The organism is Mycobacterium sp. DL99, assembly GCF_004762045.1.
GTDB lineage: Bacteria > Actinomycetota > Actinomycetes > Mycobacteriales > Mycobacteriaceae > Mycobacterium.
In genome coordinates this window covers 4,780,209-4,805,877 of record NZ_SJOM01000007.1, presented here as the reverse complement: position 1 = coordinate 4,805,877, position 25,669 = coordinate 4,780,209, and the positions used below count along the sequence as shown (strand labels likewise).

The 25,669-nt window shown below is 68.2% G+C and carries 23 protein-coding genes; 16 read left to right on the top strand and 7 right to left on the bottom strand.

The window, feature by feature from the left end:
- Window positions 1–20 precede the first annotated feature (20 nt).
- From EYZ64_RS23415 to EYZ64_RS23405, 3 genes are all read left to right on the top strand, one after another.
- Window positions 21–1,307, top strand: coding sequence for a GAF domain-containing protein (locus tag EYZ64_RS23415; RefSeq protein ID WP_210115560.1), 1,287 nt, complete (start codon window positions 21–23; stop codon window positions 1,305–1,307).
- The gene (locus EYZ64_RS23410) at window positions 1,307–2,416 is read left to right on the top strand and encodes an adenylate/guanylate cyclase domain-containing protein (RefSeq protein ID WP_135457159.1); all 1,110 of its coding nucleotides are present in this window, start codon (window positions 1,307–1,309) and stop codon (window positions 2,414–2,416) included. Before EYZ64_RS23415 ends, EYZ64_RS23410 begins: the two co-directional genes overlap by 1 nt.
- A gap of 76 nt (window positions 2,417–2,492) precedes the next feature.
- Window positions 2,493–3,167: a DUF305 domain-containing protein gene (locus EYZ64_RS23405; protein WP_135460204.1), complete on the top strand. Its 675-nt coding sequence runs from the start codon at window positions 2,493–2,495 to the stop codon at window positions 3,165–3,167.
- On the opposite strand, the gene EYZ64_RS23400 is transcribed toward EYZ64_RS23405, so the two are convergent.
- The gene (locus tag EYZ64_RS23400) at window positions 3,164–4,252 is read right to left on the bottom strand and encodes a HAMP domain-containing sensor histidine kinase (protein WP_135457157.1); all 1,089 of its coding nucleotides are present in this window, start codon (window positions 4,250–4,252) and stop codon (window positions 3,164–3,166) included. The two genes, EYZ64_RS23405 and EYZ64_RS23400, sit on opposite strands and share 4 nt — an antisense overlap.
- On the bottom strand, window positions 4,249–4,965 hold the full coding sequence (locus EYZ64_RS23395) for a response regulator (protein ID WP_135457155.1): 717 nt from the start codon (window positions 4,963–4,965) through the stop codon (window positions 4,249–4,251). Before EYZ64_RS23395 ends, EYZ64_RS23400 begins: the two co-directional genes overlap by 4 nt.
- 99 nt (window positions 4,966–5,064) lie before the next feature.
- Between EYZ64_RS23395 and EYZ64_RS23390 the strand changes: the two genes are divergently transcribed.
- The 6 genes from EYZ64_RS23390 to EYZ64_RS23365 all read left to right on the top strand — a co-directional run bounded on the left by EYZ64_RS23390 (window position 5,065) and on the right by EYZ64_RS23365 (window position 11,265).
- Complete coding sequence (locus tag EYZ64_RS23390; protein ID WP_044519704.1) at window positions 5,065–5,271, top strand: heavy-metal-associated domain-containing protein; 207 nt, start codon at window positions 5,065–5,067, stop codon at window positions 5,269–5,271.
- 13 nt (window positions 5,272–5,284) lie between these two features.
- Window positions 5,285–6,112 (top strand): DUF8832 domain-containing protein, encoded by an 828-nt coding sequence (locus EYZ64_RS23385; RefSeq protein ID WP_135457153.1) that lies wholly within the window; start codon window positions 5,285–5,287, stop codon window positions 6,110–6,112.
- Window positions 6,109–8,325: a heavy metal translocating P-type ATPase gene (locus EYZ64_RS23380; protein ID WP_135457151.1), complete on the top strand. Its 2,217-nt coding sequence runs from the start codon at window positions 6,109–6,111 to the stop codon at window positions 8,323–8,325. Before EYZ64_RS23385 ends, EYZ64_RS23380 begins: the two co-directional genes overlap by 4 nt.
- Window positions 8,326–8,425: 100 nt before the next feature.
- Window positions 8,426–8,818, top strand: coding sequence for a putative copper homeostasis (lipo)protein LpqS (gene lpqS / locus EYZ64_RS23375; RefSeq protein ID WP_135457149.1), 393 nt, complete (start codon window positions 8,426–8,428; stop codon window positions 8,816–8,818).
- Window positions 8,819–8,917: 99 nt separating this feature from the next.
- Window positions 8,918–10,006: a PLP-dependent cysteine synthase family protein gene (locus EYZ64_RS23370; protein WP_135457147.1), complete on the top strand. Its 1,089-nt coding sequence runs from the start codon at window positions 8,918–8,920 to the stop codon at window positions 10,004–10,006.
- Window positions 10,003–11,265 carry an MFS transporter gene (locus tag EYZ64_RS23365; RefSeq protein WP_135457145.1) on the top strand — a complete coding sequence of 421 codons (1,263 nt, stop codon included), beginning with the start codon at window positions 10,003–10,005 and terminating at the stop codon, window positions 11,263–11,265. Before EYZ64_RS23370 ends, EYZ64_RS23365 begins: the two co-directional genes overlap by 4 nt.
- Here the strand turns inward: EYZ64_RS23365 and EYZ64_RS23360 are convergent.
- Window positions 11,246–12,115, bottom strand: coding sequence for an AIM24 family protein (locus tag EYZ64_RS23360; RefSeq protein ID WP_135457143.1), 870 nt, complete (start codon window positions 12,113–12,115; stop codon window positions 11,246–11,248). The two genes, EYZ64_RS23365 and EYZ64_RS23360, sit on opposite strands and share 20 nt — an antisense overlap.
- A 118-nt stretch (window positions 12,116–12,233) precedes the next feature.
- On the opposite strand from EYZ64_RS23360, the gene EYZ64_RS23355 reads away from it, so the two are divergent.
- The 3 genes from EYZ64_RS23355 (at window position 12,234) to abmR (ending at window position 14,111) form a co-directional block, all read left to right on the top strand.
- Entirely contained in the window at window positions 12,234–13,262 is a 1,029-nt protein-coding gene (locus tag EYZ64_RS23355) for a zinc-binding dehydrogenase (protein ID WP_135457141.1), read from the top strand.
- 28 nt (window positions 13,263–13,290) lie between these two features.
- Window positions 13,291–13,494, top strand: a complete 204-nt coding sequence (locus EYZ64_RS23350) for a hypothetical protein (protein ID WP_135457139.1) — start codon at window positions 13,291–13,293, stop codon at window positions 13,492–13,494.
- A 77-nt stretch (window positions 13,495–13,571) separates the two neighbouring features.
- Window positions 13,572–14,111, top strand: a complete 540-nt coding sequence (gene abmR, locus EYZ64_RS23345; RefSeq protein ID WP_135457137.1) for an ATP-binding transcription factor AbmR — start codon at window positions 13,572–13,574, stop codon at window positions 14,109–14,111.
- Here abmR and EYZ64_RS23340 read toward each other — a convergent pair.
- The 3 genes from EYZ64_RS23340 to EYZ64_RS23330 are packed head-to-tail and all read right to left on the bottom strand — an operon-like array spanning window position 14,108 to window position 19,944.
- Window positions 14,108–16,273: a molybdopterin-containing oxidoreductase family protein gene (locus EYZ64_RS23340; protein WP_135457135.1), complete on the bottom strand. Its 2,166-nt coding sequence runs from the start codon at window positions 16,271–16,273 to the stop codon at window positions 14,108–14,110. The two genes, abmR and EYZ64_RS23340, sit on opposite strands and share 4 nt — an antisense overlap.
- Before the next feature lie 36 nt (window positions 16,274–16,309).
- Window positions 16,310–18,202 carry an ABC transporter ATP-binding protein gene (locus tag EYZ64_RS23335; protein ID WP_167857939.1) on the bottom strand — a complete coding sequence of 631 codons (1,893 nt, stop codon included), beginning with the start codon at window positions 18,200–18,202 and terminating at the stop codon, window positions 16,310–16,312.
- Entirely contained in the window at window positions 18,199–19,944 is a 1,746-nt protein-coding gene (locus EYZ64_RS23330) for an ABC transporter ATP-binding protein (protein ID WP_135457133.1), read from the bottom strand. The genes EYZ64_RS23335 and EYZ64_RS23330 overlap by 4 nt, the downstream gene beginning before the upstream one ends.
- A 147-nt stretch (window positions 19,945–20,091) precedes the next feature.
- Here EYZ64_RS23330 and EYZ64_RS23325 point away from each other — a divergent pair, with 147 nt between their 5' ends.
- Together EYZ64_RS23325 and EYZ64_RS23320 are read left to right on the top strand one after the other, a co-directional pair.
- Window positions 20,092–20,655: a DUF3558 domain-containing protein gene (locus EYZ64_RS23325; RefSeq protein WP_135460202.1), complete on the top strand. Its 564-nt coding sequence runs from the start codon at window positions 20,092–20,094 to the stop codon at window positions 20,653–20,655.
- Window positions 20,656–20,681: 26 nt separating this feature from the next.
- Window positions 20,682–21,209 carry a DUF3558 domain-containing protein gene (locus EYZ64_RS23320; protein WP_286175105.1) on the top strand — a complete coding sequence of 176 codons (528 nt, stop codon included), beginning with the start codon at window positions 20,682–20,684 and terminating at the stop codon, window positions 21,207–21,209.
- Here the strand turns inward: EYZ64_RS23320 and EYZ64_RS23315 are convergent.
- The gene (locus EYZ64_RS23315; protein WP_210115559.1) at window positions 21,206–21,727 is read right to left on the bottom strand and encodes a SixA phosphatase family protein; all 522 of its coding nucleotides are present in this window, start codon (window positions 21,725–21,727) and stop codon (window positions 21,206–21,208) included. The genes EYZ64_RS23320 and EYZ64_RS23315 overlap by 4 nt on opposite strands.
- A gap of 117 nt (window positions 21,728–21,844) precedes the next feature.
- Between EYZ64_RS23315 and EYZ64_RS23310 the strand changes: the two genes are divergently transcribed.
- Window positions 21,845–22,996, top strand: a complete 1,152-nt coding sequence (locus tag EYZ64_RS23310) for a metallophosphoesterase family protein (protein ID WP_135457129.1) — start codon at window positions 21,845–21,847, stop codon at window positions 22,994–22,996.
- Entirely contained in the window at window positions 22,993–25,626 is a 2,634-nt protein-coding gene (locus EYZ64_RS23305; protein WP_135457127.1) for an AAA family ATPase, read from the top strand. The genes EYZ64_RS23310 and EYZ64_RS23305 overlap by 4 nt, the downstream gene beginning before the upstream one ends.
- Window positions 25,627–25,669: the final 43 nt, after the last annotated feature.

The following is a 25,669-nucleotide window of genomic DNA, read 5'->3' as shown; positions in this document are numbered from 1 at the left end:
GTGGAGCACAATCGGCGATGATGGCCGGTTCATCGATACCTGAGCCCGCGGTCTCGCCTGGTGAGGATCCGCGGCGGTACGCCATGCTCTTGTCGGCGGTGTACGACGCGACCATGTCGGGTGACCGCGCGCCTGCGCGTCCTCGGGCGGTGATCGAAGACTCCTGGAACAGGTTGCGCGCCAAGGGGATAAATCCGGATCATCACATTCCGCCCCAGGTCGAGACGACCGGCCTGGACTTGCTGCGGCAGCAGTCCGGACTCATCGCTGTGCTCGACGATGTGTCGCGAGGGCTGGACTCGGTGATCGATGAGGGCCACAACATCCTGGTGGTGGCGGATGCCAGGGGTCGGGTGCTGTGGCGCTCGGGCTCGCCGCGCGTGCTCAGCCTCGCCGACCGCCTCGGTTTCATCGAGGGCGCGACGTGGAGTGAGAACGCGGTGGGCACCAACGGGATCGGTACCGCGCTGGCCTCCCATCGTGCGGTGCAGATCTTCTCGGCTGAGCATTTCCTGCGCAGCCACCACCCGTGGACGTGTGCCGGCGCGCCGATCCGAGATCCGCGGACCGGTCAGGTGATCGGCATCGTCGACGTGTCCGGCCCGGCCTCCACCGTGCATCCGACGACGGTCGCCCTGGTGGACCTCGTGGCGCGGCTCGCGGAGTCGCAACTGCGCGAGGCGCATGACAGAACGTTGAACCGGCTGCGCGCGGTGGCGGCGCCCATCCTGGCCAGGGTGGGCAGCCCGGCGCTGGCCGTCGACGCGGACGGCTGGGTCGCGGCGGTGGACTCCTTGCCGTTGCACAACCGGATCTTGTTGCCCGAGAGCGGGTTACCCGGCCGGGTGTGGATTCCGCCGTTGGGCATGTGTGATGTCGAGGCGCTGCCGGGCGGGTGGCTGGTCCGGGTGGCTGACGACGCCGAGCCCAGTGCGGCGCCGTCGCGGGTCATCCTCGACCTGCGCGATGGCGAACCGTCGCTGGAGATGGCCGGCCAGTTCGGCAACTGGCGGCGCAGCATCTCCAGCCGCCACGCCGAGATCTTGCTGGTCTTGGCGACCAGTCAGCAGGGCCGGTCGGCGCCGGAGCTGGCGGAGGATCTCTATGGCGATCGGTCCAGGGTGGTGACCGTGCGCGCCGAGATGTCGCGGCTGCGTAAGCAGTTCGTCGGCCTGCTAGCCGGTAAGCCGTACCGGTTCGGGGACTCGGTGGTCGTGGACGTCCGTTATCCCCAGGACATGTCGACACTGCTGACTTCCTCGACAGCTCCGGCGGTCCACGCGGTGCGTGGGTATACCTTGACCTGATGGTGGCCGATCTCACGCTCTTGGACGGGCTCGACGGTGAGGCCGGCGCGCAGCGTGCCGAGCTTGTCGAATGGCTTCTGGCCCGAGGTATCAGCGCCGACCAGATCCGGCAGGCCGGTACCCCGATGCTGCTGGCCTCGCGCCGGGTGGCAGGGGACGACGGCACGTACGTCTCGACCCGCGAGATCAGCGAGCAGACCGGGATGGACGTCGAGCTCGTGCAGCGACTGCAGCGGGCAATGGGGCTGGCGACTGTCGAGGACGCCGATGCCGCGGTGCTGTTGCGCGCCGACGCCGAGGCGGTGGGCTTCGCCGAGCGGTTCCTGGAGCTGGGTATCGCGCCCGACCAGATCGTGTTGATCACCCGGGTGCTCTCGGAGGGGCTCGGCCGAGCCGCCGAGGTGATGCGTTACGCCGCGCTGGCGGCAGTGTTGACGCCGGGGGCGACGGAACTGGAAACCGCCAAGGCGAGCGAGGCGCTGGTGGCCGAGGCGGCCCCGCTGATCGGGCCGATGATCCGGGACATGCTGTTCGTGCAACTGCGCCACGCGATGGAGACCGAGGCGGTCAGCGCTTCCGAGCGGGCCGAGGGCGTGCCGCTGCCGGGTGCCCGGTTGGTCACCATCGCGTTCGCCGACATCGTCGGCTTCACCCGGCTGGGTGAGGTCGTGCAGCCCGAAGACCTTGAGCGGCTGGCGAATCGGCTGGCCGACGCGGCACGTGAGGTGGCAGTAGGCCCGGTGCGGCTGATCAAAACCATCGGTGATGCGGTGATGTTCGTCAGCACCGATCCGGCGGCACTGCTGGACGCGGCCCTGCAATTGGTGGCCGCCACCGAAACCGACGAGGAATTCCCTCGGCTGCGGGTCGGGCTGGCGACCGGGCCGGCGGTGAGCCGGGCCGGTGACTGGTTCGGTGGTTCGGTCAATCTGGCCAGCCGGGTCACCGGGGCGGCGCGGCCCGGGACCGTACTGGTGGCCGAGTCCACCCGCACGGCGATCGGCGAGACCGAAGGCGGCGAGAGCCGGTTCGGCTGGTCGTTTGCCGGAGCCCGTCACCTCAAGGGCGTCAAGAATGACGTGAAGCTCTTCCGGGCCCGGCCCGCATAGAGATCTCCAGAGCTTTATCGAATCTTCATCGAACCACTAGAGCAGCCACATCGAGTCTCGGGACGCTTGAGATGTGATGAAACTGATGATGCTGAGCGCCGGCGCGGTGGTCGCGGCGGCCCTGGTGGCCGGCTGTAGCAATGACCAGGCTGACCGGACTGCCGAGCCGATGACGAACACCCAGAGCACCTCGGCGGCAGCGAGCTCACCGGTCGCCGGCGAGGCTCACAACGATGCCGACGTGATGTTCGCCCAGCACATGATTCCGCACCACCAGCAGGCGGTCGAGATGAGCGATGTGCTGCTGGCCAAGCAGGGCATCGATGCGCGGGTGACTGATCTGGCCACCCAGATCAAGGGTGCCCAGGCCCCGGAGATCGAGCAGATGCAGGGCTGGCTGAAGCAGTGGGGCAACCCCCCGATGCCCCCCATGCCGCCGATGCCGGAGCAGGGCCACGGAAACATGGGCCACGGCGACATGGGCCACGGAAATATGGGTCAGGGTGGCATGCCCGCCATGCAGGGCATGGTGTCGGACACCGATATGACCGCGCTGCGCAACGCCCAGGGCGTCGAGGCGGCCAAGCTGTACCTGACGCACATGATCGCTCATCACGAGGGCGCGATCACCATGGCGCAGGATGAGATCAAGGATGGTCGTTACCCCGCTGCGGTTGAGATGGCCCACACCATCGTGAAAACGCAGCAGGCGGAGATCGACACCATGCGCCAGATCCTGGGTTCGCTCTAACCGGTCGGCAGGATGATCGTGAAGGTGGTCCCAGCGCCCGAACTGCTGACGCTGATGCGGCCGCGGTGCGCTTCGACCAGGGCCTTCACGATCGCCAGTCCGATACCGGACCCGCCGTGGTCGCGGTCGCGTGCGGCGTCGGCCCGGTAGAACCGTTCGAAGACATGGGGCAGATGCTCGGCGGGGATGCCCTCGCCGGTATCGGCCACCGTCAGCATGACGCTCCTGTCGGCGGCCGTGCCGGCATCGATCGTCACCCGGCCCCCGGTCGGGGTGTGTCGCAGCGCGTTGTCGAGCAGATTGCCCAGGATCTGGGCCAGCCGGTGCGGGTCGGCCCACAGCGACGGCAGGCTCTCGTCCGCCCGCCAACTCAGCGTCACCCCCTTGTCGTCGAACCGGTCCTGGGCCGCGGCGACCGCGGCGGCCACCAGGGTGTCCGTCGCCACGGGGACCGGGGTGACCGTGGTGGGGCTTTCCTCTGCCTTGGCCAGGGCGCCGGCGTCGTCGGCAAACCGGACCAGGCGGTGGGTCTGCTGGCGCAACATCGAAACGGTCTCGGGGTCAAGAGCTCTCACGCCGTCCTCGATGGCCTCGAAGTAGGCCTCCAGTACCGAAACCGGAGTCCGGATCTCATGGGCAAGATCGCTGAACAACCTGCGGCGGCTGGCGTCGACGGCCTCCAATCGCCCGGCCATCTGATTGAAAGAACTCGCCAGGGAGTCGAACTCGTCACCGAGATGGGCCGGCGGAACCCGCGAGTCGTAGTGGCCGTCGGCGATGGCCGTGGCGGCCTGCGACACCTGGGTCAGCGACTTCTGCAGACGCCTGCCGAAATACCAGGTGACGATCAGGGCTGCCAGTATGGCGACGCACGACGCCACCCCGACCGAGATCACCGTGGCATAGACATAGGCCTCTTCGGCGTGCATCTGCTCGGCCGAGTCGCCGGATACCCCTGCGCGGTGCAGATGTTCGCGGAACAACGGCGGACCGACGATGGCGGCCACCAGTCCGGTGGTGCCTGCTCCGGCGACGAGCACCAGGGCCTGGGCCGAGAGCAGTCGGGTGCGCAGGCCGACGCTCACCGTTGGCCGTCCTGCCCGGTACCCATTCGGTATCCGACCCCGCGCACCGTCATCACGTACAGCGGATCGGCAGGGTCGTCGCCGAGTTTGCGGCGGAGGTGACCGATATGGACGTCGACGAGGTGTTCGTTGCCGACGTAGGTGGTCTCCCAGACGGATTCGAGGATCTGGCGACGGCTGAGCGCCACCCCGGGGCGGGCCGAGAGCGCGGCGAGCACGTCGAATTCGGTGCGCGTCAGCATGATCGGATCGTCATCGAGGAACACCTGGCGGCCATTGACGTCGATACGCAGCGCGCCGAACACCCGGCCGTCGGTCGCGGCGGGGGAGGAGACGCGCGGGCGGCGCAGCATGGCCCGGATCCTGGCCACCAGTTCCCGCGGGCTGAACGGTTTGGTCATGTAGTCGTCGGCGCCCACCGACAGGCCGACGATGGTGTCCATCTCGGTGTCGCGGGCGGTCAGCATCACCACGTAGGCATCGGAGAACGTGCGCAGCGATCGGCAGACTTCCACGCCGTCGATACCCGGCAGGCCGAGGTCGAGGACCACTACGTCGGGGTCGACCTCACGGGCCAGTCGCAGTGCCTCGGACCCGTCGTGGGCGAGGGTGACCTCGAACTGTTCGCGGGTCAGATAGCTGGCGATGACCTCGGCGAGTGGCGCTTCGTCGTCGACCACCAGGGCCCGGTAGCCGCCCGGAATGTGCTCCATCAGCCCATAGTGCAGGAGTGAGGTAGGGGACATAGGATTTTCATACCCTAGGGGGGTATAGTATGAAGCGATATCGAATCCGGTTCAGGAGGAAACTGTATGAGTACCCAGACTGTCACCGTCACCGGGATGACCTGCGGGCATTGCGTCACGTCGGTGCGTGAAGAGGTCGGCGGCCTTCCCGGCGTGCGCACCGTCGAGGTCGACCTGTCGACCGGGCTGGTGACCATCGACAGTGACAGTCAGCTCGATCCGTCCGCCATCAGCGACGCGGTCGCCGAGGCCGGCTACGCCGTCGCGGGTTGAGCAGGGGTAGATCATGAGTGCGCCGCAGAAGCTCATCGGGTTCGTTGTCGGACTCGTCGTGGTTTTCGCCGTGTCCTTCGGGATCGGTTCTGCGGTCACGCCGAGCAGTGTCCCCGCCGAAGGCCACGACGCCGGCCACGGTTCAGCCCATGGGGCGGGGTACACGCTGCAACTCGATGAGACTGCGCTGCCGTCCGGCACCGAGGTACCGATGCGGTTCCGCATCGTCGACGGCTCCGGCGCCCCGGTGACCGACTACATCGAGAGCCACGAAAAGCTGCTGCATCTGATCGTGGTGCGCCGCGATCTCGCCGACTACCAGCATGTGCATCCCGTACTCGACGATTCCGGCACCTGGAGCGTTCCGCTGGATCTGACCGAGCCCGGCGACTATCGGGTATTCGCCGACTTCGTGCCGGCCGACGGTCGTGCGGTCACGCTCGACGCGGACATGGCCGTTGCCGGGAAGTACCAGCCGCAGCCGCTGCCTGCACCTGCCACCACTGCGACGGTCGACGGTTACACCGTCTCACTCGCCGGGGTGACCAGGGCGGGGCAACCATCGGAGTTGACGCTATCGGTCAGCCGCGACGGCAAGCCGGTCACCGATCTGCAGCCGTACCTGGGCGCCTACGGGCATCTGGTCGCGGTGCGTGCGTCGGATCTGGCCTACCTGCACGTCCATCCGATGAGCGATGCGGCCGACCCGTCCACCGCGCCCGGTCCGCAGATCGCGTTCCACACCACGCTTCCCAGTGCCGGTGAGTACCGGCTGTTCCTGGACTTCAAGCACCGCGATGCGGTGCACACCGCCGAATTCACCGTTGAGGGGACACCGTGAGCACCGCCACCGGACACGTCGTACTCGAGATCGGCGGGATGACGTGTGCCTCGTGCGCCGGACGTATCGAGCGGAAGCTCAACCATCTGGACGGCGTCACCGCGACGGTGAACTTCGCCACCGAGAAGGCCACCGTCGACGTAGCGGGTGAGGTGACGCCCGAGCAGCTGATCGAGGTCGTCGAATCCGCGGGCTACACAGCACAACTGCCCGCCACCGAACCGGGTGGGAGCCATGTCGAAGGCGATCCGACCGTCGCGTTGCGCACCCGGCTGATCGTGTCGGCGGTGCTGACCATCCCGGTGGTGGCCATGGCGATGGTCCCGGCGCTGCAGTTCACCAACTGGCAGTGGCTCTCGTTGACCTTGGCCGCGCCGGTCGTGGTGTGGGGCGCGCTGCCGTTCCACCGGGCCGCCTGGAGCAACCTGCGCCACGGCACCGCCACCATGGACACGCTCATCTCGATGGGCACCATCGCGGCGTTCGGCTGGTCGCTGTACGCGCTGTTCTGGGGTACCGCCGGAATGCCGGGTATGACGCATCCGTTCTCGCTGTCGATCTCTCAATCGGACGGCACCGGCAACATCTACCTGGAAGTCGCCGCGGGAGTCACCACCTTCATCCTGGCCGGCCGGTATTTCGAGGCGCGATCCAAGCGGCGTGCCGGGGCGGCGTTGCGCGCGTTGCTCGAGCTCGGCGCCAAGGACGTCGCGGTGCTGCGAAACGGTGTGGAACAACGCATTCCGATCGAGTCGCTGGCCATAGATGACGAGTTCGTGGTCCGGCCTGGCGAGAAGATCGCCACCGACGGAGAGGTGGTCGACGGTTCGTCAGCGGTGGATGCCTCGATGCTCACGGGCGAATCGGTGCCGGTCGAAGTCGCCCCGGGAGACCAGGTGGTCGGCGCGACGGTCAACGTCGGCGGTCGGCTCGTGGTGCGGGCCAAGCGAATCGGATCCGACACCCAGCTGGCCCAGATGGCCCGGTTGGTCGAGGATGCGCAATCGGGCAAGGCGCAGGCACAACGCCTGGCCGACAAGGTTTCCGCGGTGTTCGTGCCGATCGTCATCGCGCTCGCGGTGGGAACCTTGGGTTTCTGGATGGGCACCGGCGGATCGGTGGCGGCGGCCTTCACCGCCGCGGTGGCGGTGTTGATCATCGCCTGCCCGTGTGCGCTGGGCCTGGCCACACCGACGGCGCTGTTGGTCGGCACGGGCCGCGGTGCCCAGCTCGGCATCCTGATCAAGGGGCCCGAGGTGCTGGAGTCGACCCGTCGCGTGGACACCGTGGTGCTGGACAAGACCGGGACGGTGACCACCGGGGCGATGACGCTGCTCGACGTGTTCACCGCGCCCGGAGAGGATCCCGCCGAGGTGCTGCGGCTGGCCGGTGCGGTCGAGGACGGCTCCGAGCATCCGATCGCGCGGGCCATCGCCAAGGGCGCCCGCGAGAAGGTCGGGGACCTGCCCCCGGTGGAAGATTTCACCAACTTGGCGGGCCTCGGGGTGCAGGGCGTCGTCGACGGCCATGCCCTGGTGGTGGGCCGGCGTCAGCTGCTGGCCGACTGGTCGCAACAGTTGCCCCAGGAGTTGGATGCCGCGATGCGCGAGGCTCAGGCGCTGGGCCGCACGGCGATTGCCGTGGGGTGGGACGGGCAGGCGCGCGCGGTGCTGGTGGTCGCGGACTCGGTCAAGCCCACCTCGGAGGAGGCGATCGGGCAGCTGCGTGCCCTCGGTCTGGAGCCGATCATGCTGACCGGCGACAACGAGGCGGCAGCGCACGCGATCGCCGAACAGGTTGGTGTGCAAGAGGTATACGCCGAGGTCCTGCCGCAGGACAAGGTCGATGTGATCAAACGCCTGCAGGACGAGGGCCGGGTGGTGGCCATGGTCGGCGACGGTGTCAACGACGCCGCGGCGCTGGCCCAGGCCGACCTCGGCCTGGCCATGGGGACCGGTACCGATGTGGCGATCGAGGCCAGTGACCTGACCTTGGTCCGCGGTGATCTGCGGGCGGCCGCAGATGCCATCCGGTTGTCCCGGCGCACGCTGGCCACGATCAAGGGCAACCTGTTCTGGGCATTCGCCTACAACGTCGCCGCGTTGCCTCTGGCCGCAGCCGGACTGCTCAACCCCATGTTGGCCGGCGCCGCGATGGCGTTCTCCTCGGTGTTCGTGGTCAGTAACAGCCTGCGGCTGAGACGATTCCGATGATCGCGGATCAATCACAGGCTGGATTCGATTCACGCACAACCGGAATCGTGGGTATCGCGTGGTTACAGTTGGAAACATCGTGATATCGCGCAGCTCTCGCATGCACTCACTGTCACGGCTGGCAGCCATGATGGCGATTGTCTTGTGGGCCGGGGTACTCACCGGGCAGTGGCAGGCGACGAGCCACGACCACCCGACGCATCTGCCGCACGCGGTCTCGGCAGCGATCGGCGAGGGCGCCGATCTGATGATGCTGGACCACCCGCACGTCAGTGATGGTTCGCCTGCACACATGCCGGATGGCTTCACCGCCGCCGTTCTGCCCAGGCCCTCCGTTACCCCCGCAGCGCTTTCGGTTGTGGCGCTCGTCCTCGGCTGTGCGGTGGTGTGCGCGTGCGCCGCGGTGCGCGCGCAGCGAGGTCCACCCGGCCGACACGGTGTCCTCCTCGCCGGACAGGAACTTCTGACCCGGATCTGTATCGCACGCCGCTGATCTGCCGGCGGGGGTGCCGGCGCTCGATGCGCCGTTGCCCCAACGCTGTCCAGGTCAGTTGCCGCGCGCGGCCGCGGCGGATACAGAAACGGCAAATCCATGAACCATGCCCTGTCCACCCGTTCATTCCACATCCTGCGCCGAAACCATGGTCCCAACACCATGGTCGGTCACACTCCCACCCTGTGGGTGTCCACTCCGTTCGCCGACGCCGGGCGCGGATTCTGGGCGAAACTCGAAGGTTTCAACCCCGGCGGCATGAAGGACCGGCCCGCCATGCACATGGTCGAGCAGGCCCGGGCCCGCGGCGATCTGAAACCAGGTGGCCGCATCATCGAATCAACCAGTGGCACATTGGGCCTGGGGCTGGCATTCGCCGGCACGATCTACCACCACCCGGTGACCCTGGTGACCGATCCGGGTCTGGAACCCATCATCGAGCGCATGTTGACCGCCTACGGTGCCCAGGTATCGATGGTGACCGAACCGCATCCCACCGGGGGCTGGCAGCAGGCCCGGCGGGACCGGGTGGCCGACCTGCTCGCAACCGATGAAAACGCCTGGTACCCGGACCAGTACAACAACCCGGACAACGTCGAGGCCTACCGGCCGCTGGCGCTGGAACTCAATGCCCAGATCGGTCATGTCGACGTGCTGGTCTGCTCTGTCGGCACCGGCGGGCATTCGGCCGGGGTGGCGCGGGTGCTGCGGGAGTTCAACCCGGATCTGCGCCTGATCGGGGTCGACACCATCGGCTCGACGATCTTCGGCCAACCTGCCGCGACCCGCGTCATGCGGGGCCTCGGTTCGAGTATCTATCCCCGCAACGTGGATTACGCCGCGTTCGACGAGGTGCACTGGGTCGCACCGGCCGACGCGGTGTGGGCCGCCCGGACGCTGGCGTCGACGTACTACGCGAGTGGGGGCTGGAGCGTCGGGGCAGTCGGTCTGGTCGCCGGCTGGGCAGCCCGAAACCACCCGGCCGGCACCACGATTGCCGCGGTGTTCCCCGACGGCCCGCAGCGCTACTTCGACACTGTGTACAACGACGACTACTGCCGTGAACTGGGTCTGCTCGATCACCAACCTGCCGATGAACCGGAGACGATCGCCAACCACGCCGACCGCGTGGTGCAGACCTGGACCCGCTGCGAGACGGTCGTCGACCCCACGGTGGTGGCTCGATGAGCGGACTCATCACTCAGTTCCGCAGTTTCGACCTGCCGAGCCGGCTGCTGATGGTCAACCAGTTCGGCATCAATCTCGGCTTCTACATGTTGATGCCGTACCTGGCCGGCTACCTCGCCGGGCCGCTCGGTCTGGCGGCGTGGGCGGTGGGCCTGGTGCTGGGAGTGCGCAACTTCTCGCAGCAGGGCATGTTCATCGTCGGCGGCACCCTGGCCGACCGGCTGGGCTACAAGCCGCTGATCGTCGCCGGGTGTCTGTTGCGCACTGCGGGGTTCGGTCTGCTCGTCGTCGCGGATTCCCTGCCGGCGATGCTGATCGCCTCGGCGGCAACAGGTTTCGCCGGAGCGCTGTTCAATCCCGCGGTGCGGGCCTATCTGGCCGCCGACGCCGGTGACCGGCGGCTCGAGGCCTTCGCCACGTTCAACGTGTTCTACCAGGCCGGGATCCTGCTGGGCCCGCTGGCGGGAATGGCGTTGCTGGCCTTCGATTTCCGGGTGACCGCCGCTGCAGCGGCCGGAGTCTTCGCGGTGCTGACCGTGGCCCAGCTGCTCGCTCTGCCGCGGCACCGCCCCGAACCGGTCACCGAGCGGAGTTCGGTACTCGACGACTGGCGCAGCGTCATCGCCAACCGCGGGTTCGTGTTGTTCGCGCTGGCGATGATCGGCTCCTACGTGCTGTCCTTCCAGGTCTATCTGGCGTTGCCGCTACAGGCTGCGGCGCTGCGGCCCGGGAACGAAACGGCACTGGTGGCAGCCGTGTTCGTGGTGTCCGGCCTGATCGCGGTGGGCGGCCAGTTGCGCATCACGCGGTGGTTCTCCGACCGCTGGGGCCCGCGCCGCAGCCTGGTAGTGGGTCTGCTGGTGCTGGCGGCGGCCTTCGTCCCGATGGCCGTGGTGCCGGACGGCGACCGGTTCGGTAGCGCCGCCGCGGTGGCCGCACTGCTCGGCTCGTCCGCGCTACTGGCCCTCGGCTCGGCCGCGGTGTTCCCGTTCGAGATGGACACCGTCGTGGCGCTGTCGGGCGATCGGCTGGTGGCCACCCACTACGGGTTCTACAACACCGTCGTCGGAGTCGGGATCCTGCTGGGCAACGTGGCGACCGGCTCGCTGATCGGCGCGGCGCGCGCCGCGGACCTGGCCGAATTGGTGTGGCTGGGCCTCACGGCAATCGGGCTGGTATCCGCGGCCGCGCTCTACGCGCTGACTCGGGACGGCGGGAAGCTGGCGCCCAGCGCACCGCTTACTGCATCGGAACCGTGACACCCTCCGAGGGCTGCACGATCACGAAGCCGTTGCCGTGGAACGCGACCTGAATGGCCTCGCCGGAGCCCCTGCCGATCAGCGCGCCCGCCTTGAAGCTGGTCTTGAGTTGGGTCTGCAGGTGCGCCGACCACGCCACGACGGCATTGGTGTCGGCGAAGGTCGGGGCCTCCGAGGCGTTGAGCACCACGGGCGGGCCGTCGGTGGTCAGCGCCACCCACCCGGTGCCGCGCAGGGTGGTGTTGAACAGGCCGCCGGTGGCGATGCTGCCGCCGCGGACCCGTTCGATGTTCCAGTCCAAGCTCGATGAGAAGGCCAGCACGTTCTTGCCGCTGATCGACAGACCTGAGTTGGACAGCTGCAGCAGGTGTACGTCGAAACCCTGATCGGCCAGGAACACATCGCCCTGGCCCTGGCAGCGCATCAGCGGAAGGCCTTCACCGGTGAGAGCTTTCTTGATGAACTTCGACGCGCCACCACCCTCAAAGGCGAAGTCGACGTTGCCCTGGTAGGCGACCATCGAGCCCTGCCGGGCCATGAAGGGTTCGCCGAGGCGTACCCGCAGCATCTTCTTGTTCTGGTTGGCGATCGGCGTCGCCTCTTTCTCGCTGAACCGCCCGTCGACGAGATCCCCGCTGATGCCGTTGAACCCGTCACCCGTGGGTTGGGTCTGAACCTGGGGCTGTGGCTGTTGCGGGGCCTGCTGTGGGGCAGCGCCCATCGGCGCCTTGCCGGCCTGACCCTGATGGGACACCTGGTCGGTCCAGGATTGCCCGTCCCACCACCGGTATTCGTAGCGGCCCTCGGGGTCGGGCAGCCAGCCGGGTTGCCAGTTTCCGTTCACAGTCATTCCTCGAATCGTCGGGTGGAGGCGAAATCGACACCAGGCTACAAGTCGTGGATCTCAGCAAGTACCGTGACGACTACGGTAACTTCGTCCAGATGTCCGGCGAGAGGTTCGGTGGTTGATGAAAGCCGTTATCGCGCAGCGTGGTTCGGTGAGCGTCGAGGACGTCGTCGAGCCGGTACCCGGCCATGGGCAGGTACTCGTAGCCCCTCTGGCCTGCGGGATCTGTGGGTCCGACCTGCACCTGGTCGAGTCACAGGCCGCGATGCCGGACCTGATGCCGGCCATCGTGCTCGGGCACGAGTTCGTCGGTGAGGTGCTCGACTACGGTCCCGGCACCGAACGCATCGTCCCGATCGGTACGGCGGTCACGTCCGTCCCTTACCTGGACACCGGCGACGGGCCGCAGCTGTTGGGGCTCTCCCCGGGGGTGACGGGCGGGCTGGCCGAACGCCTTGTTCTGCAAGAGAAGCGCCTGGTCCCGGTGACGGGCGATGTCCCCGTGCACTACGCGGCCTTGGCAGAACCTCTGGCGGTGGGTGTGCACGCCGTTGCCGCGGCCGACTTGCAGCCTGGAGACGCCGTGCTCGTCGTCGGTTGTGGGCCGGTGGGGCTGTCGGTCATCGCGTGCCTCAAGGCGGCCGGGGTGGGGCCCGTCGTCGCGGCGGATTTCTCGCCCGGCCGCCGTGCTCTGGCTGAGCAGATCGGCGCCGACATTGTCATCGATCCCGCGGTGACCAGCCCGTACCAGAGCTGGGCCGAGCTGGCCGGCGCCCCGGTGCCCATGTCTCCGCTGATGGATACGCCGCAGCGAGCCAATACGGTGGTGTTCGAATGTGTCGGAGTACCAGGCATTCTGGCGACCGTGATGGACTCGGTGCCGCCGCAGACCCGGATTGTGGTGGTCGGGGTGTGCATGCAGCCGGACACCATCACACCCGTAATCGGCACCACCAAGGAACTCTCGATCCGGTTCGTGTTCGCCTATCGCCCCGACGAGTTCGCCAGGGCCCTGGACTGGATCGTCAGCGGCACCGTGGACGTGGCGCCGTTCGTGACGGCGACGCTGCCGCTGGATTCGGCCACCGATGCCTTCGCGGAACTCCGGCAGCCTGACAAACACTGCAAGATTCTGCTGCTGCCCACCTGAGCGGCCGGTCAGCTGGCATTCTGGTGCCATGGCAAAGGAAATCGACCCGATCCGCGCCCAGGGTGCGCTCGCGGTCTTCAAGCAGCACCCCGGCATGGTGCTGTTCGCGGTGTCGCCGGCGATCGTGGTGCTGGGCGCCGTGTGGTGGATAGCCGGTCCAGGGTGGGCGGGGCTGCTGCTGGTGGCCCTCGTGCTCGCCGGCGGCGCCGCACTGCTGCTCAAGCGCAACTGACCGCTTAGCCGCAAAAACCGCGTTCGCCGTGGGTGAACGCTGTCCCATCTGCGGTGTAACGGTGTAATCATGTAATCATGTACAAACATCAACACCATCGCCGGTCTGCAGATGAGGCCGCCGAATGGTTCGCGGGGCGACTGCCCGATACCTGGTTCACCGGCGACCCGACCGTGATCGTCGACCGTGAAGAGATCACCGTCATCGGCCGGCTTCCCGATGCCACAGACAATCCAGAAGGCGAGACCGCTGCCCGCGCGTCCGGGCGGGCAGCCCGGTTCCGCGAGGAGACTCGTGGCGAGCGCATGCGCATCGCCGACGAGGCGCAGGGCCGTTTCGATCGCAAGGTCTCCTGGGGTGTCGAGGTCAGTGCCGGCGACGGCGGCACCGAGCGAATCCTGTTCACCCACATCGCCGTACCGGTGATGACCCGGCTCAAGCAGCCCGAGCGGCAGGTGCTCGACACCCTGGTCGACGCGGGCGTGGCGCGGTCGCGCTCGGACGCGCTGGCCTGGTCGGTGCGCCTGGTCGGTCAGCACACCGAGGAGTGGCTGGACAAGCTGCGCGACGCCATGAAGACGGTCGACGATCTGCGCTCCGAAGGCCCCGGCGCCTAGACCCGCTCGATCCCGACGTACACCGAGCCCAGCGTCGAGGTCTGCGAGAGCGGATCGATCGATGTGCGGTCGGCCAGCAGATTGCGGTTGACCCCGTAGGAGTCCGGTGCGCCGCCGTGTCGCGTGTCGAATACCCGTGAGCCCCAGCCATGGTCGAGCACGACGACCCCGCGGCGGGGCCGGTCGCTGAGGGCGGCCGTCACTTCCAGGCGCCCGACCGGCGAGACCACCCGCACCCGGTCGCCGGCCGCGATGCCCAGCGCTGCGGCGTCGTCGGGGTGGACGAGCACCTCGTTGCCCTTGCCTGCCGGATGCAGGCCCGGCAACTCGTTGAGCCACGAGTTCATCGAGTGCCGTCGGCGCCGGTTGCCCAGCAGGAACGGGAAACCCTCGGGCGCCCCGAGATCCGGTGTGGCGAGCAGTTCACGGGTCCGCGTCACGAACTCCGCCGGCGCCGCACGGACCTTGTGGTCCGGCGTCCGCAACGCCTCGCGGAACCGGCCGAACTGCCGGGGCCCGAGCACCAGGCCGTGCGGGTGCGCTTTGAGCTCGCGCCAGGTGAGCTTGTGCCCGTCGAACTTCCGTGAGGTGAGGATGATCAGGCGGTCCATCCACTGCGGCCCGAACGACAACCCGGGCCGCCCGAAGCGCTTTCCCAGCCACCGGGTAGCGCGGACAAAACCGTTGAGACCTCTGGCGCCGAACAGCGGACGGCGCATGGCCAGCGCCAGATCGGTGAATATCCGCCATTCCTCGCGGGCACCGTCCGGCGGCTCGACAGCCTTCACGCCGTACTGCACATAGGGCTCGTCGTGCATGCCGCTGGTGAAGGCCAGCAGATCATCGCGTTCCAGCCAGTGCACCGCGGGCAACAGCCAGTGCGCATGCCGGTGGCTCTCGCGCTGCACCAGATCGATGGCCACCAGGAGATCCAGCTGGGCCAGGGCCTCGTCGAGGCTGGCCCCGTCGGGTCCGGAGACCACGGGGTTACCGGAGTTGATCACCAATGCCCGGATCTGACCGCGACCGGGTGTGGTGATCTCGTCGGGCAGTTCGGCCAGCGCGTGGGCGCCGGCCACCAGATCCCGCCCGGCCAGCCGGCTCGTGTGCGGGCGGGTCGCCGCCAGCCCGGCCAGTCGCAGCGTGTCGACATAGCCGGGCTCGAAGCGGCGTCCACCCGGACGGTCCATCCGCCCGGTGATCAGGTTGAGCACGTGCCCCAGCCATTCGGCCACCGTGCCCGCGGCCTGCAGCGACACGCCGGTGCGCGTGATGGCCATCGCCCCTGGCGCCGAGGCGAATTCGCGGGCCACCTGCTCGATGACGTCGCGGGCGATGTCGCACCGCGCGGCCAGGTCGTCGAGGTCGGCTTCGGTGGTCAGGGCGCGCAGATTGCCCACCCCGGTGGCCAGCTCGGCGCAATCGCCGCGGTGCTCGCGCCCCTCGTCGAGGATCACCTTGACCATCGCCAGCAGTAGCGCCCAGTCCTGGCCGGGGCATACCGCCAGATGCAGATCGGCGGCCTGCGCGCTCTCGGTACGGATCGGGTCGACCACGACGATGCGCGCACCCTGCTTCTGGCGAGCCAGCGCGCGACGCCAGCCGCCCGGCACCGATTCCACCCAATTCCAGGCGCTCACAGCGGGATTGGCCCCGACGATCAGGAAGTAATCGCAGTTGTCGACATCGGACACCGGCACCATCAGTGGCGATCCGTACATGGCCTCGGCCACCACGTGCAGCGCGTTCTGGTCCACCGATCCGACCGCGTACCGGTTGTGCGTGCCGATGGCGTCCAGCCAGGCGTTCATGAACACCAGGTTCGACGACGAATATCCGGCCGGATTGCCGTAGTAGGCCGCCACCGCATCTGGGCCCCCGGCCTCGATGATGCGGTTCATCCGCTGCGCGATGTCGCTGATCGCCTCGTCCCAGCTCGCCTCGACATAGGTGTCACCGACCCGGCGCATCGGCGCGATGATGCGCCGCGGGTGTTCCACGACCTGACCGGCGGTGCGGCCCTTGGCGCAGAAATCTCCCCAGGTGTGCGGGTTGAGCTTGTCGGCGGCGATCTTGACCACGTGGTTGTCCTCGACCGTCACCTCGAGGCCGCACGAGGCCAGGCAGTACCGGCAGAACGTATGCACGGTACCGGTCGCCATTACACCGACACTACGGTTTGTAACGGATTTCGGGCGCTAAACCCGGGTCATTTCCCAGTACCGGCCATGCCGCGACATGAGCTCCTCGTGGGTACCGCGTTCGATGATCCGGCCGGCGTCCATCACCAGGATCAGGTCCGCATCGCGGATCGTCGAAAGCCGGTGGGCGATGATGAAACTCGTCCGGTCCCGGCGCAACTCGGCCATCGCCTGCTGGATCAGCAGTTCGGTGCGGGTGTCCACCGCGCTGGTCGCCTCGTCGAGCACCAGCACCCGCGGCCGGGCGAGCACCGCCCGCGCGATCGTGATGAGCTGCTTCTCGCCGGCACTGATGGCGCCGCCGTCGTCGTCGACGCGGGTGGCGTAGCCATTCGGGAGGGTGCGCACGAACCGGTCCACATGGGCCGCCCTGGCCGCCTCGATCACCTCGTCCTCGGTCGCGTCCGGTCGGCCGTAGGCGATGTTGTCGTAGATGGTGCCGCCGAACAGCCAGGTGTCCTGCAGCACCATGCCGATCGAGGACCGTAGCGACTGCCGGCTGACCGTCGAGATGTCTACGCCGTCGATCAGGATCCGGCCGGAGTCGACGTCGTAGAACCGCATGAGCAGGTTCACGCATGTCGTCTTCCCTGCACCGGTGGGGCCGACGATCGCCACGGTGCTGCCGGCTTCGGCCACCAGCGACAGGTCCTCGATCACCGGGGTGTCCGGGAGGTAGCTGAAATTCACCCGGTCGAATTCGACGCGGCCCGTGTGGATCTGCAGCGGGGGATCCGGGTCGGGCGACTGTTCCTCGGCGTCGAGCAGGTCGAAAACACGTTCGGCACTGGCGATCCCGGACTGCAGCGTGTTGTACATCCCGGCCACCTGGCCCAGCGGCTGGTTGAACTGGCGCACGTACTGGACGAATGCCTGGATGCTGCCCAGGGTGATCTGCCCTCCCGCCACCTGCAGGCCGCCGACCACCGCGACGGCCACATAGCTGAGATTGCCGATGAACATGGTCGCCGGCCCCACCAGGCCCGAGAAGAACTGCGCCCCGATGCTGGATCGGTAGACCTCCTCGTTGAGTTCGTCGAACCGCCGTTGCGCTGCCTCCCGGTGCCCGAACGTCTTGACGATGGTGAAACCGCTGTAGGTCTCTTCGATATGGGCGGCCAGCCGCCCGGTGTTACGCCACTGCGCCACGAACAGCGGCTGAGAGCGGCGGGTGATCCAGTGGATCACCCACAGCGACAGCGGCACGGTGATGACGGTCAGCAGCGCCAGCAGCGGCGAGATGGTCAGCATCATCGCGAGCACCGCGAACACTGTCAGCAGTGCGGTCAGCAGCTGGCTGACTGTCATGGACACCGAGGTCTGAATGTTGTCGATGTCGTTGGTGACCCGGCTGAGTACCTCGCCGCGCTGCCGGGAATCGAAGTAAGACAGCGGAAGCCGATGCAGTTTGTCCTCGACCTCGGCCCGCAGCGCCACCATAGTGCGTTGCACGGTGACGTTCAGCAACCGGGCCTGCAACCAAACCAGCACGGCGGCAAGCACATACAGGCCCAGCGCCAACGCGAGGGTGCGGGCCACCGCAGCGAAGTCCACCCCGTGACCTGGGACCACGTTCATGCCCGACAGCAGGTCGGCGAACGTGGTGTCGCCGCGGGCCCGGGCCGCCGCGATGGCCTGCTCCTTGGTCTGCCCCGCGGGTAGCCCGCGCCCGATCACGCCGTTGAACAGCAGGTCCGTGGCGTGGCCGAGAATCCGCGGGCCGATCACCCCGATCGCGACACCGGCCACGCCGAGCAGCACCACCGAGATCGCCAGACCGCGTTGCGGCACCAGGCGTCTGAGCAGACGCAGGGCCGACCCGCGGAAGTCGCGGGTGTGTTGGGGAGGTGCGACGGGCGTCCCCGAGCGACGCAGCACGGGCCCCGTCATCGCCGGTCTCCGGCGGTGATCGCCTGCGATGCGGCGAACTCGGCGTAGGTGGGGCAGTCGGCGAGCAGTGACTCATGGGTGCCGATGCCGACGACGCGGCCGTCCTCCACCACGACCACCTGATCGGCCTCGACCACCGTCGAGATCCGTTGCGACACGATCACGACGGTCGCGTCGGCCGATACCTCGCGCAGGGCGGCGCGTACCCGGGCATCGGTGTGCACGTCGAGTGCCGAGAACGCGTCGTCGAACAGATAGACCGCGGGCCTTCGGATCACCGCCCGGGCGATCGCGAGCCGCTGGCGCTGGCCACCGGAGAAGTTGATGCCGCCCTGGGCCACCGGGCGCTGCAGTCCGTCGGGGTGAGCGGCAACGAAGTCGTCGGCCGCCGCGATCCGCAGCGCCTCCCACATTTGTTCGTCGGTGAGTTCCTGCCCCGGTGCCGCGCCGTAGCGCAGGTTCTCGGCGACGGTCCCGGAGAACAGGTAGCCGCGCTGGGGGACCAGGCCGATCGACGCCCACAGCTGTTCGAGGTCGAGTTCTCGGACGTCGAGGCCGTCGATGCGGACCGCCCCGGAGGTGACGTCGTAGAACCGGCAGATCATGGCGAGCAGGGTGGACTTGCCCGAGCCGGTGGACCCTACGACCGCGGTGGTGGTACCGCGCCGGACATGCAACGAAACCTGCTGCAGCACCGGGCGATCGGCGCCGGGGTAGCTGAACGATGCGTCGTCGAAGGCGATCTCGCCGGTGAGAGTTCGCGGTCGGACCGGATCGTGCGGGCTGGTGATCTGGGGACGGGTGGACAGCACGCCGGTGACGCGCTCGGCGCACACCGATGCGCGCGGGATCATCACCGCCAGCACCGCCGCCATCAACACGGCCATCAGGATCTGCATGAAGTAGGCCAGGAACGCGATCAGCGAGCCCACCTGCATGTGCCCGGCATCGATGCGCAGCCCGCCGAACCAGATCAGTGCGACGCTGGAGATGTTCATGACCAGGGTGGTGGCCGGCAGCATCAGCGCCTGCCACCGCCCGGCGTCCAGTGCGGTGGCCGAAAGGGCCTGGCTGGCCTCGGTGAACCGGCGCTGTTCGACGGGTTCGCGGGCGAACGCCCGGATCACCCGGATGCCCGACAGCTGATCGCGCAACACGCGGTTGATCCCGTCGATCAGCCGTTGCATGCGACGGAAGATCGGCCACAGGTGGCGGATGATCCAGTAGTTGGTCAATGCCAGCACCGGCACGCTGACGAGCAGCAGCCACGACAACCCGGCATCCTGGTGCAGCGCCATGAGGATGCCGCCGACCGACATGATCGGAGCGGTGATCAGGATCGTGGCGGTCATCTGCAGCAGCTGCTGGATCTGCCCGACGTCGTTGGTGGTTCGGGTCAGCAGCGATGGGGCGCCGAAGCGGCCGGTCTCCTCGGCCGAGAACGTGGTGACATGGTGGAAGATCGCCGAGCGCAGATCGCGGCCGAAGCTCATGGCTGCCCGCGACCCGAAGAACACCGCGCCGATGGCGCATGCCACCTGTAGACCGGTGACGCCCAGCATCACTCCGCCGAGCTCGACGATGTGCCCGGTGTCGCCCTTGGCCACCCCGTCGTCGATGATGGCCGCGTTGACCGTCGGCAGGTACAGCGAGGCCAGGGTGCTGATCACCTGAAGTGTCGCGACGACCGCGAGCAGCCGCCGGTACGGCCGCACGTACTGTCGCAGCAGCGCCCAGAGCATCTGGCTACTCTCGCACACCGGCGCGGTGTCGTCGGTGTCCAGCCGCCGTCGTGTCCTTGCTGGTGAAAGTCCAGGTCAGTCGGCATGTCGGGATAGGGCATAGGTGTTGCCGCTACAGTGCATGGCGTGACTGTCCGCACGGCCGCCATGCCACGATTCGCCCACGCCAGAGCCTTCGCGGTGTTGGCTGCGGCAATGGTTCCGGTGTTCGCCGCCTGCTCGTCCGGCGAGCCGGCATCCCCGCAGGTTCCGCAGACCGAGTCGCCGAGTGCCGGTGGAACGGGCAAGCACGGCCCGCACTTTCCGCATTGCGGTGGCGTGACCGACCAGACGGTGACCGAGTTGACCCAGGTGCAGGGGCTGGTCAACACCGCGACCAATTCCTCGGGCTGCCAGTGGCTGCAGGGCGGCAGCATCCTGGGACCGCACTTCTCCTTCACCTGGTTCCGGGGCAGCCCGATCGGCCGCGAACGCAAGACCGAGGAGCTGTCGCGGACCAGCGTGGAGGACATCAACATCGAGGGCCACGGCGGTTTCATCGCCGTCGGGGAGAACCCGCTCAAGGCCGGTGACGTGAACCTGTGTGAGATCGGCATCCAGTTCGACGACGATTTCATCGAATGGTCCGTGAGCTTCGATCAGAAGCCCTATCCCGATCCGTGCGAGGTCGCCAAGGAGCTGACCCGCCAGTCGATTGTGAATTCCAAATGATGAAGCGACTTGGGATCAGAGGACCGATGGCTGTGCTCGCCGGGCTGGCGGTGTTCGTCGGGCTGACCGGCTGCACCACCACGGTGGACGGCACCGCGGCCAAGGAGGGGTCCAGTGGCGGCCCCAGCAACAACAAGTCCGAGAAGACCTACCCCAACCTGCTCAAGGAATGTGATGTCCTGACCCAGGACATCCTGGCCAAGACGGTGGGTGCCGACCCGCTGGACATCCAGAGCACGTTCGTCGGCGCGGTGTGCCGCTGGCAGGCGGCCAACCCGGCCGGCCTGGTCGACATCACCCGGTTCTGGTACGAGCAGGGCAGCCTGGCCAACGAGCGCCAGACCGCCGAGAAGCTGCAGTACGCGATCGAACAACGCCGGATCGCCGGTGTCGATTCGATCGTCATGAGGCCCAACGGGCTCAACGGTGCATGCGGCGTGGCCAGCGACGCGGCCGGTGTGGTCGGTTGGTGGGTCAATCCGCAGGCGCCGGGAATCGATGCCTGCCCCATGGCCATCAAGCTCATGGAACTGACGCTGGCCACCAACTCCTAGCGAGGCACGTGGAAACGCACCAGCGTCGCGCCGCCGAGCTCGAGCTGGTCCCACGGGTGGCTGGTGCGCAGCGTGGCGATCGCCGAGGTCGGGAATTTCAACGAAATGCTCTCCGCCGCAGCGCGGTTGGATCCGTCGGCCAGTCCGAGCGCGACGGCGGACATGGCGGGTTCGTGCCCGATGACCAATACCGTGGAAGGGTCGGTGCCGAAACGTGACGACACACCGTTGATCTCGTCGATGACGGTGCCCGGCCGGGCGTCGTAGATGCGTTCGGCGAACTGCACGGGTGCCTCGATGCCGGTGCGTTCCAACGTCTGACGGGTCCGCGTCGCCGTGGAGCACAACACCGCGTCCACCGCGGGAAAATTGGCCCGGATCCAGTCGCCGGCCAGCGCGGCCTCCCTGATGCCGCGGGCGGCGAGCGGACGGTCGTGGTCGGCCACCCCGTCGGGATAGTCCGACTTGGCGTGGCGCATCAGCAGCAGGGTTCTGATCGGACTGATCGGGTCGGCCATTCCAACCAGGTTAGGCCATGCCGCTGCAGGTCCCAGGACTTGTCGGCCCCCGGTTTTAGACTCGCCTTGCTCGGAAGATGAACCCACAGGCAATGGACACAGAAGGGACGGGGCCCGATGCGTTTTCTGCATACCGCCGACTGGCAGCTCGGCATGACCCGTCACTTCCTGAATGGTGAGGCGCAGCCCCGCTACTCGGCGTCGCGCCGGGAGGCTGTGGCGGCCCTGGGCCCCGTGGCCGCGGCCGCGGGTGCGGAGTTCGTCGTGGTGTCCGGGGACGTCTTCGAGCACAACCAGTTGGCCCCGCGTGAGGTCAGCCTGTCGCTGGAGGCCATGCGGGCCATCGGCGTGCCGGTGTATCTGCTGCCCGGCAACCATGACCCGCTCGATGCCGCGTCGGTCTACACCAGTGCGCTGTTCACCGCCGAATGCCCGGACAACGTCGTGGTCCTCGATCGTGCGGGCGTGCACGAGGTGCGGCCGGGGCTGGAAATCGTGGCGGCGCCGTGGCGCTCCAAGGCGCCGACTTCGGATCTGATCGGGGACGTGCTGGCCGATCTGCCCGCCGACGGTGTCACCCGCGTGGTGGTCGGCCACGGTGGCGTCGACATCCTCGATCCGGACAAGGACAAGCCGTCGCTGATCCGGCTGGCCGGCGTCGAGGACGCGCTGGCGCGCGGTGCGGTTCACTATGTGGCATTGGGGGACAAGCACTCCCGCACCGAGGTCGGGTCGACCGGCCGGGTCTGGTACTCGGGCTCACCCGAGGTGACGAACTACGACGACATCGAATCCGATCCGGGACATGTGCTGCTGGTCGAGATCGACGAGACCGATCCGCACCGCGGCGTCCGGGTCGACTCCGAGCGGGTGGGCCGCTGGCGGTTCGTCACGCTGCGCCGTGAGGTGGACACCGACCGCGACGTGGCCGATCTGGACCTGAACCTGGATCTGTTGGAGGACAAGGAACGCACCGTGGTGCGTCTGGCGCTGTCGGGCTCGCTGACGGTGACGGACAAGGCCGCACTCGACGCCTGCCTGGACCGTTACGCCCGGCTGTTCGCCGCGCTGACGCAATGGGAGCGGCACACCGAGATCGCGGTCCTGCCCGCCGACGGAGAGTTCGACGACCTGGGAATCGGCGGGTTCGCGGCGGCAGCGGTGGACGAGTTGGTGGCCACCGCCCGCACCGACGGCGCCGGCGCCGACGACGCGCGGGCGGCACTGGGGCTGCTGCTGCGCCTGGTTGAGCGGGGGAGTGCGGCATGAAACTGCACCGCCTGGTCCTGACCAACTACCGCGGCATCACCCACCGCGAGATCGAGTTCCCCGATCACGGTGTGGTGGTGGTCAGCGGCGCCAACGAGATCGGCAAGTCGTCGATGATCGAGGCGCTGGACCTGCTGCTCGAGGCCAAAGATCGCTCGGGCAAGAAGGAAGTCAAGCAGGTCAAGCCGACGCACGCCGATGTCGGTGCCGAGGTGATGGCCGAAATCTCCACCGGCCCTTACCGGTTCATGTACCGCAAGCGCTTTCACAAGCGCGCCGAGACCCAGCTGACGGTGCTGGCGCCGGTCCGCGAGCAGCTCAGCGGCGACGAAGCTCATGAGCGGGTGCTGGCCATGCTCGCCGAGACGGTGGACACCAACCTGTGGCAGGCCCAGCGGGTGCTGCAGTCGAGTTCGACGGCACCGGTCGACCTGTCGGGCTCGGATGCACTGGCCCGGGCACTGGATGTGGCCGCGGGCGAGGCGGTCGCGCTCTCCGGGGACGAGCCGCTGCTGATCGAGCGCATCGACGCGGAGTATCTGCGCTACTTCACCGCCACCGGTCGGCCGACCGGCGAGTGGGCGGCAGTGACGAAGCGGCTCGCGGCCGCCGAGGGTGAGGTGGCGCAGTGTGCTGCCGCAGTGGCCGAGGTCGACGACGCGGTGCGCCGGCATGCCGAACTCACCGTCGAGGTCGCCGGTGTCGCCGGTCAACGCGAACAGGCCCGGGCCGGCCTGGCCGCGGCCCGCAAGGCCGCCGATGAGGTTGCCGCACTGCTGCAGCGGCTCAAGGAGGCCGAGGTGGTCGCCGAGGCCGCCCGGGTAGCCCAGGCCGCGTCGGCCTCTGCGCTCACCGAACGCCGACGGCTGCGCGCCGAGCTCGAAGAGCGCGCCGCCACCATCACCGAGTTGCAGGCCGCCCTTGGTGTGACCGAGGGTGAAACCACCACGGCCCGTGAGGTTCACGAGGCTGCCGAGGAAGCGGCCGAACAGGCTCGGGTGGCAGCGCAGGAACATGAAGCCCGGGTGGAGACGGCCCGCACCACGCTGACGCGCATGACCGATCGCGACGAGGCCGACCGGCTGGCCACCCGGCTGAGCAAGATCGACGCCGGAGTACGGGATCTGGACCGGATCAAGACTGAACTCGCTGAGATCACCCTCGACGATGCTGGGATGCGGACCATCGAGACCGCCGCGGTGGCGGTGGAACGTGCCGCGGGACAGGCTGAACTCGCCTCGGCGCGAATCGAACTCGTGGCCGTCGCGGACTGCGATGTCCGGGTGGATGAAGCGCAGGTATCCCTGGAGGCGGGCCAACCCTGGTCGGTCAACACCACTGCAGACACCGAGATCGATGTGCCCGGGGTGCTCACGGTCCGCGTGGTGCCGGGCACCCCCGCCGCGCAGACACAGGCCCGTCTCGACGAGGCGCAGAACGCGCTGACCGCCGTGCTGGCCGCGGCCGGGGTCGGCGATGTGGAGGCCGCGCGTGTCCTCGACGCCCGACGCCGGGAACTGCTCGGTAGCCGGGACCGGTTGCGCGCCACGGTCGATGCGCTCACCGGTGAGGACGATCTGGCGGATATGCGCTCACGGCTGACGCAGTTGCGGGCCGGCCAGCCCCACGAGGCCGGGCTGTTCGAGCTGGCCGGGCCCACCGACACCGCCACCGCCCGAACCGAGCTCGACACCGCTGTGGCAACGCACCGCCAGGCGGTGGCCGACAGTGAGACCAGCCGCAAGGTGGTGGCCGCCGCGGCCAAGAAGCTGTCGGAGAAGTCGACCCGGCTCAGTGTGCTGCGCGACAAGCTCACCACGGCCCAGGCGGAGATGACGGTGGCCGGCGGCCGGTTGGAAGTCCAGCGCGCGCAAACCGGCGACGACGAGCTGGCCGTCAAGGCCCAGGCCGCCGATGAGGAGGCCGGTGCCTCCGCGGGCCGGGTGGCCGCGCTCCGTACTGAATTGTCGGCCAACGAACCGGATTCGGTGAAGGCCGCGCTCGACGAGGCGGCGCGCCGCGCCGCGCTGCTGGACACCCGTCACGAGACGGCGGTCGAGGGGTTGCGGGAGGTGTCCGCTCAACTCAAGGTGTACGGCACCCAGGGGCGTAAGGGACATCTGGATGCCGCCGAGACCGAACGTGAACATGCCCATGCCGAGTATCTACGGGTGCACCGCCGGGCTCGCGCGGCCGAGACGCTGCGGTCGGTGATGGCGCGCCACCGTGATGCCACCCGGCAGCGCTACGCCGATCCGTTCCGCCTCGAGGTGCAGCGGCTGGGCCGGCTCGTGTTCGGTGAGGATTTCGAGGTCGACGTCGACAGCGATCTCAACATCCGGACCCGCACATTGTCGGGGCGGACGGTCCCGTACGAATCGCTGTCCGGCGGCGCCAAGGAGCAGTTGGCGATCGTCGCGCGGCTGGCCGGTGCGTCCATGGTGGCCAAGGAGGACAGCGTGCCCGTCATCATCGACGACGCGCTCGGTTTCACCGATCCGGCCCGGTTGACCAAGATGGGCGCGGTGTTCGACGCTGTCGGCGGGGATGGGCAGGTCATCGTGTTGACCTGCAGCCCGGAGCGCTACGCGAGCGTCGGCGGCGCACACCACATCGAACTGAGCGCCTGACGCAGGACGTGTCGTCGTTTTCGACGCCGGGGTCGCCTCTCTG

Coding starts and splice junctions, on each gene's coding strand:
- EYZ64_RS23415 (WP_210115560.1), top strand. CDS start 21: ATGGCCGGTTCATCGATACCTGAGCCCGCGGTCTCGCCTGGTGAGGAT.
- EYZ64_RS23410 (WP_135457159.1), top strand. CDS start 1,307: ATGGTGGCCGATCTCACGCTCTTGGACGGGCTCGACGGTGAGGCCGGC.
- EYZ64_RS23405 (WP_135460204.1), top strand. CDS start 2,493: ATGAAACTGATGATGCTGAGCGCCGGCGCGGTGGTCGCGGCGGCCCTG.
- EYZ64_RS23395 (WP_135457155.1), bottom strand. CDS start 4,965: ATGGAGCACATTCCGGGCGGCTACCGGGCCCTGGTGGTCGACGACGAA.
- EYZ64_RS23390 (WP_044519704.1), top strand. CDS start 5,065: ATGAGTACCCAGACTGTCACCGTCACCGGGATGACCTGCGGGCATTGC.
- EYZ64_RS23385 (WP_135457153.1), top strand. CDS start 5,285: ATGAGTGCGCCGCAGAAGCTCATCGGGTTCGTTGTCGGACTCGTCGTG.
- lpqS (WP_135457149.1), top strand. CDS start 8,426: ATGCACTCACTGTCACGGCTGGCAGCCATGATGGCGATTGTCTTGTGG.
- EYZ64_RS23370 (WP_135457147.1), top strand. CDS start 8,918: ATGAACCATGCCCTGTCCACCCGTTCATTCCACATCCTGCGCCGAAAC.
- EYZ64_RS23365 (WP_135457145.1), top strand. CDS start 10,003: ATGAGCGGACTCATCACTCAGTTCCGCAGTTTCGACCTGCCGAGCCGG.
- EYZ64_RS23360 (WP_135457143.1), bottom strand. CDS start 12,115: ATGACTGTGAACGGAAACTGGCAACCCGGCTGGCTGCCCGACCCCGAG.
- EYZ64_RS23355 (WP_135457141.1), top strand. CDS start 12,234: ATGAAAGCCGTTATCGCGCAGCGTGGTTCGGTGAGCGTCGAGGACGTC.
- EYZ64_RS23350 (WP_135457139.1), top strand. CDS start 13,291: ATGGCAAAGGAAATCGACCCGATCCGCGCCCAGGGTGCGCTCGCGGTC.
- abmR (WP_135457137.1), top strand. CDS start 13,572: ATGTACAAACATCAACACCATCGCCGGTCTGCAGATGAGGCCGCCGAA.
- EYZ64_RS23340 (WP_135457135.1), bottom strand. CDS start 16,273: ATGGCGACCGGTACCGTGCATACGTTCTGCCGGTACTGCCTGGCCTCG.
- EYZ64_RS23335 (WP_167857939.1), bottom strand. CDS start 18,202: ATGACGGGGCCCGTGCTGCGTCGCTCGGGGACGCCCGTCGCACCTCCC.
- EYZ64_RS23330 (WP_135457133.1), bottom strand. CDS start 19,944: ATGCTCTGGGCGCTGCTGCGACAGTACGTGCGGCCGTACCGGCGGCTG.
- EYZ64_RS23325 (WP_135460202.1), top strand. CDS start 20,092: ATGCCACGATTCGCCCACGCCAGAGCCTTCGCGGTGTTGGCTGCGGCA.
- EYZ64_RS23320 (WP_286175105.1), top strand. CDS start 20,682: ATGGCTGTGCTCGCCGGGCTGGCGGTGTTCGTCGGGCTGACCGGCTGC.
- EYZ64_RS23315 (WP_210115559.1), bottom strand. CDS start 21,727: ATGGCCGACCCGATCAGTCCGATCAGAACCCTGCTGCTGATGCGCCAC.
- EYZ64_RS23310 (WP_135457129.1), top strand. CDS start 21,845: ATGCGTTTTCTGCATACCGCCGACTGGCAGCTCGGCATGACCCGTCAC.
- EYZ64_RS23305 (WP_135457127.1), top strand. CDS start 22,993: ATGAAACTGCACCGCCTGGTCCTGACCAACTACCGCGGCATCACCCAC.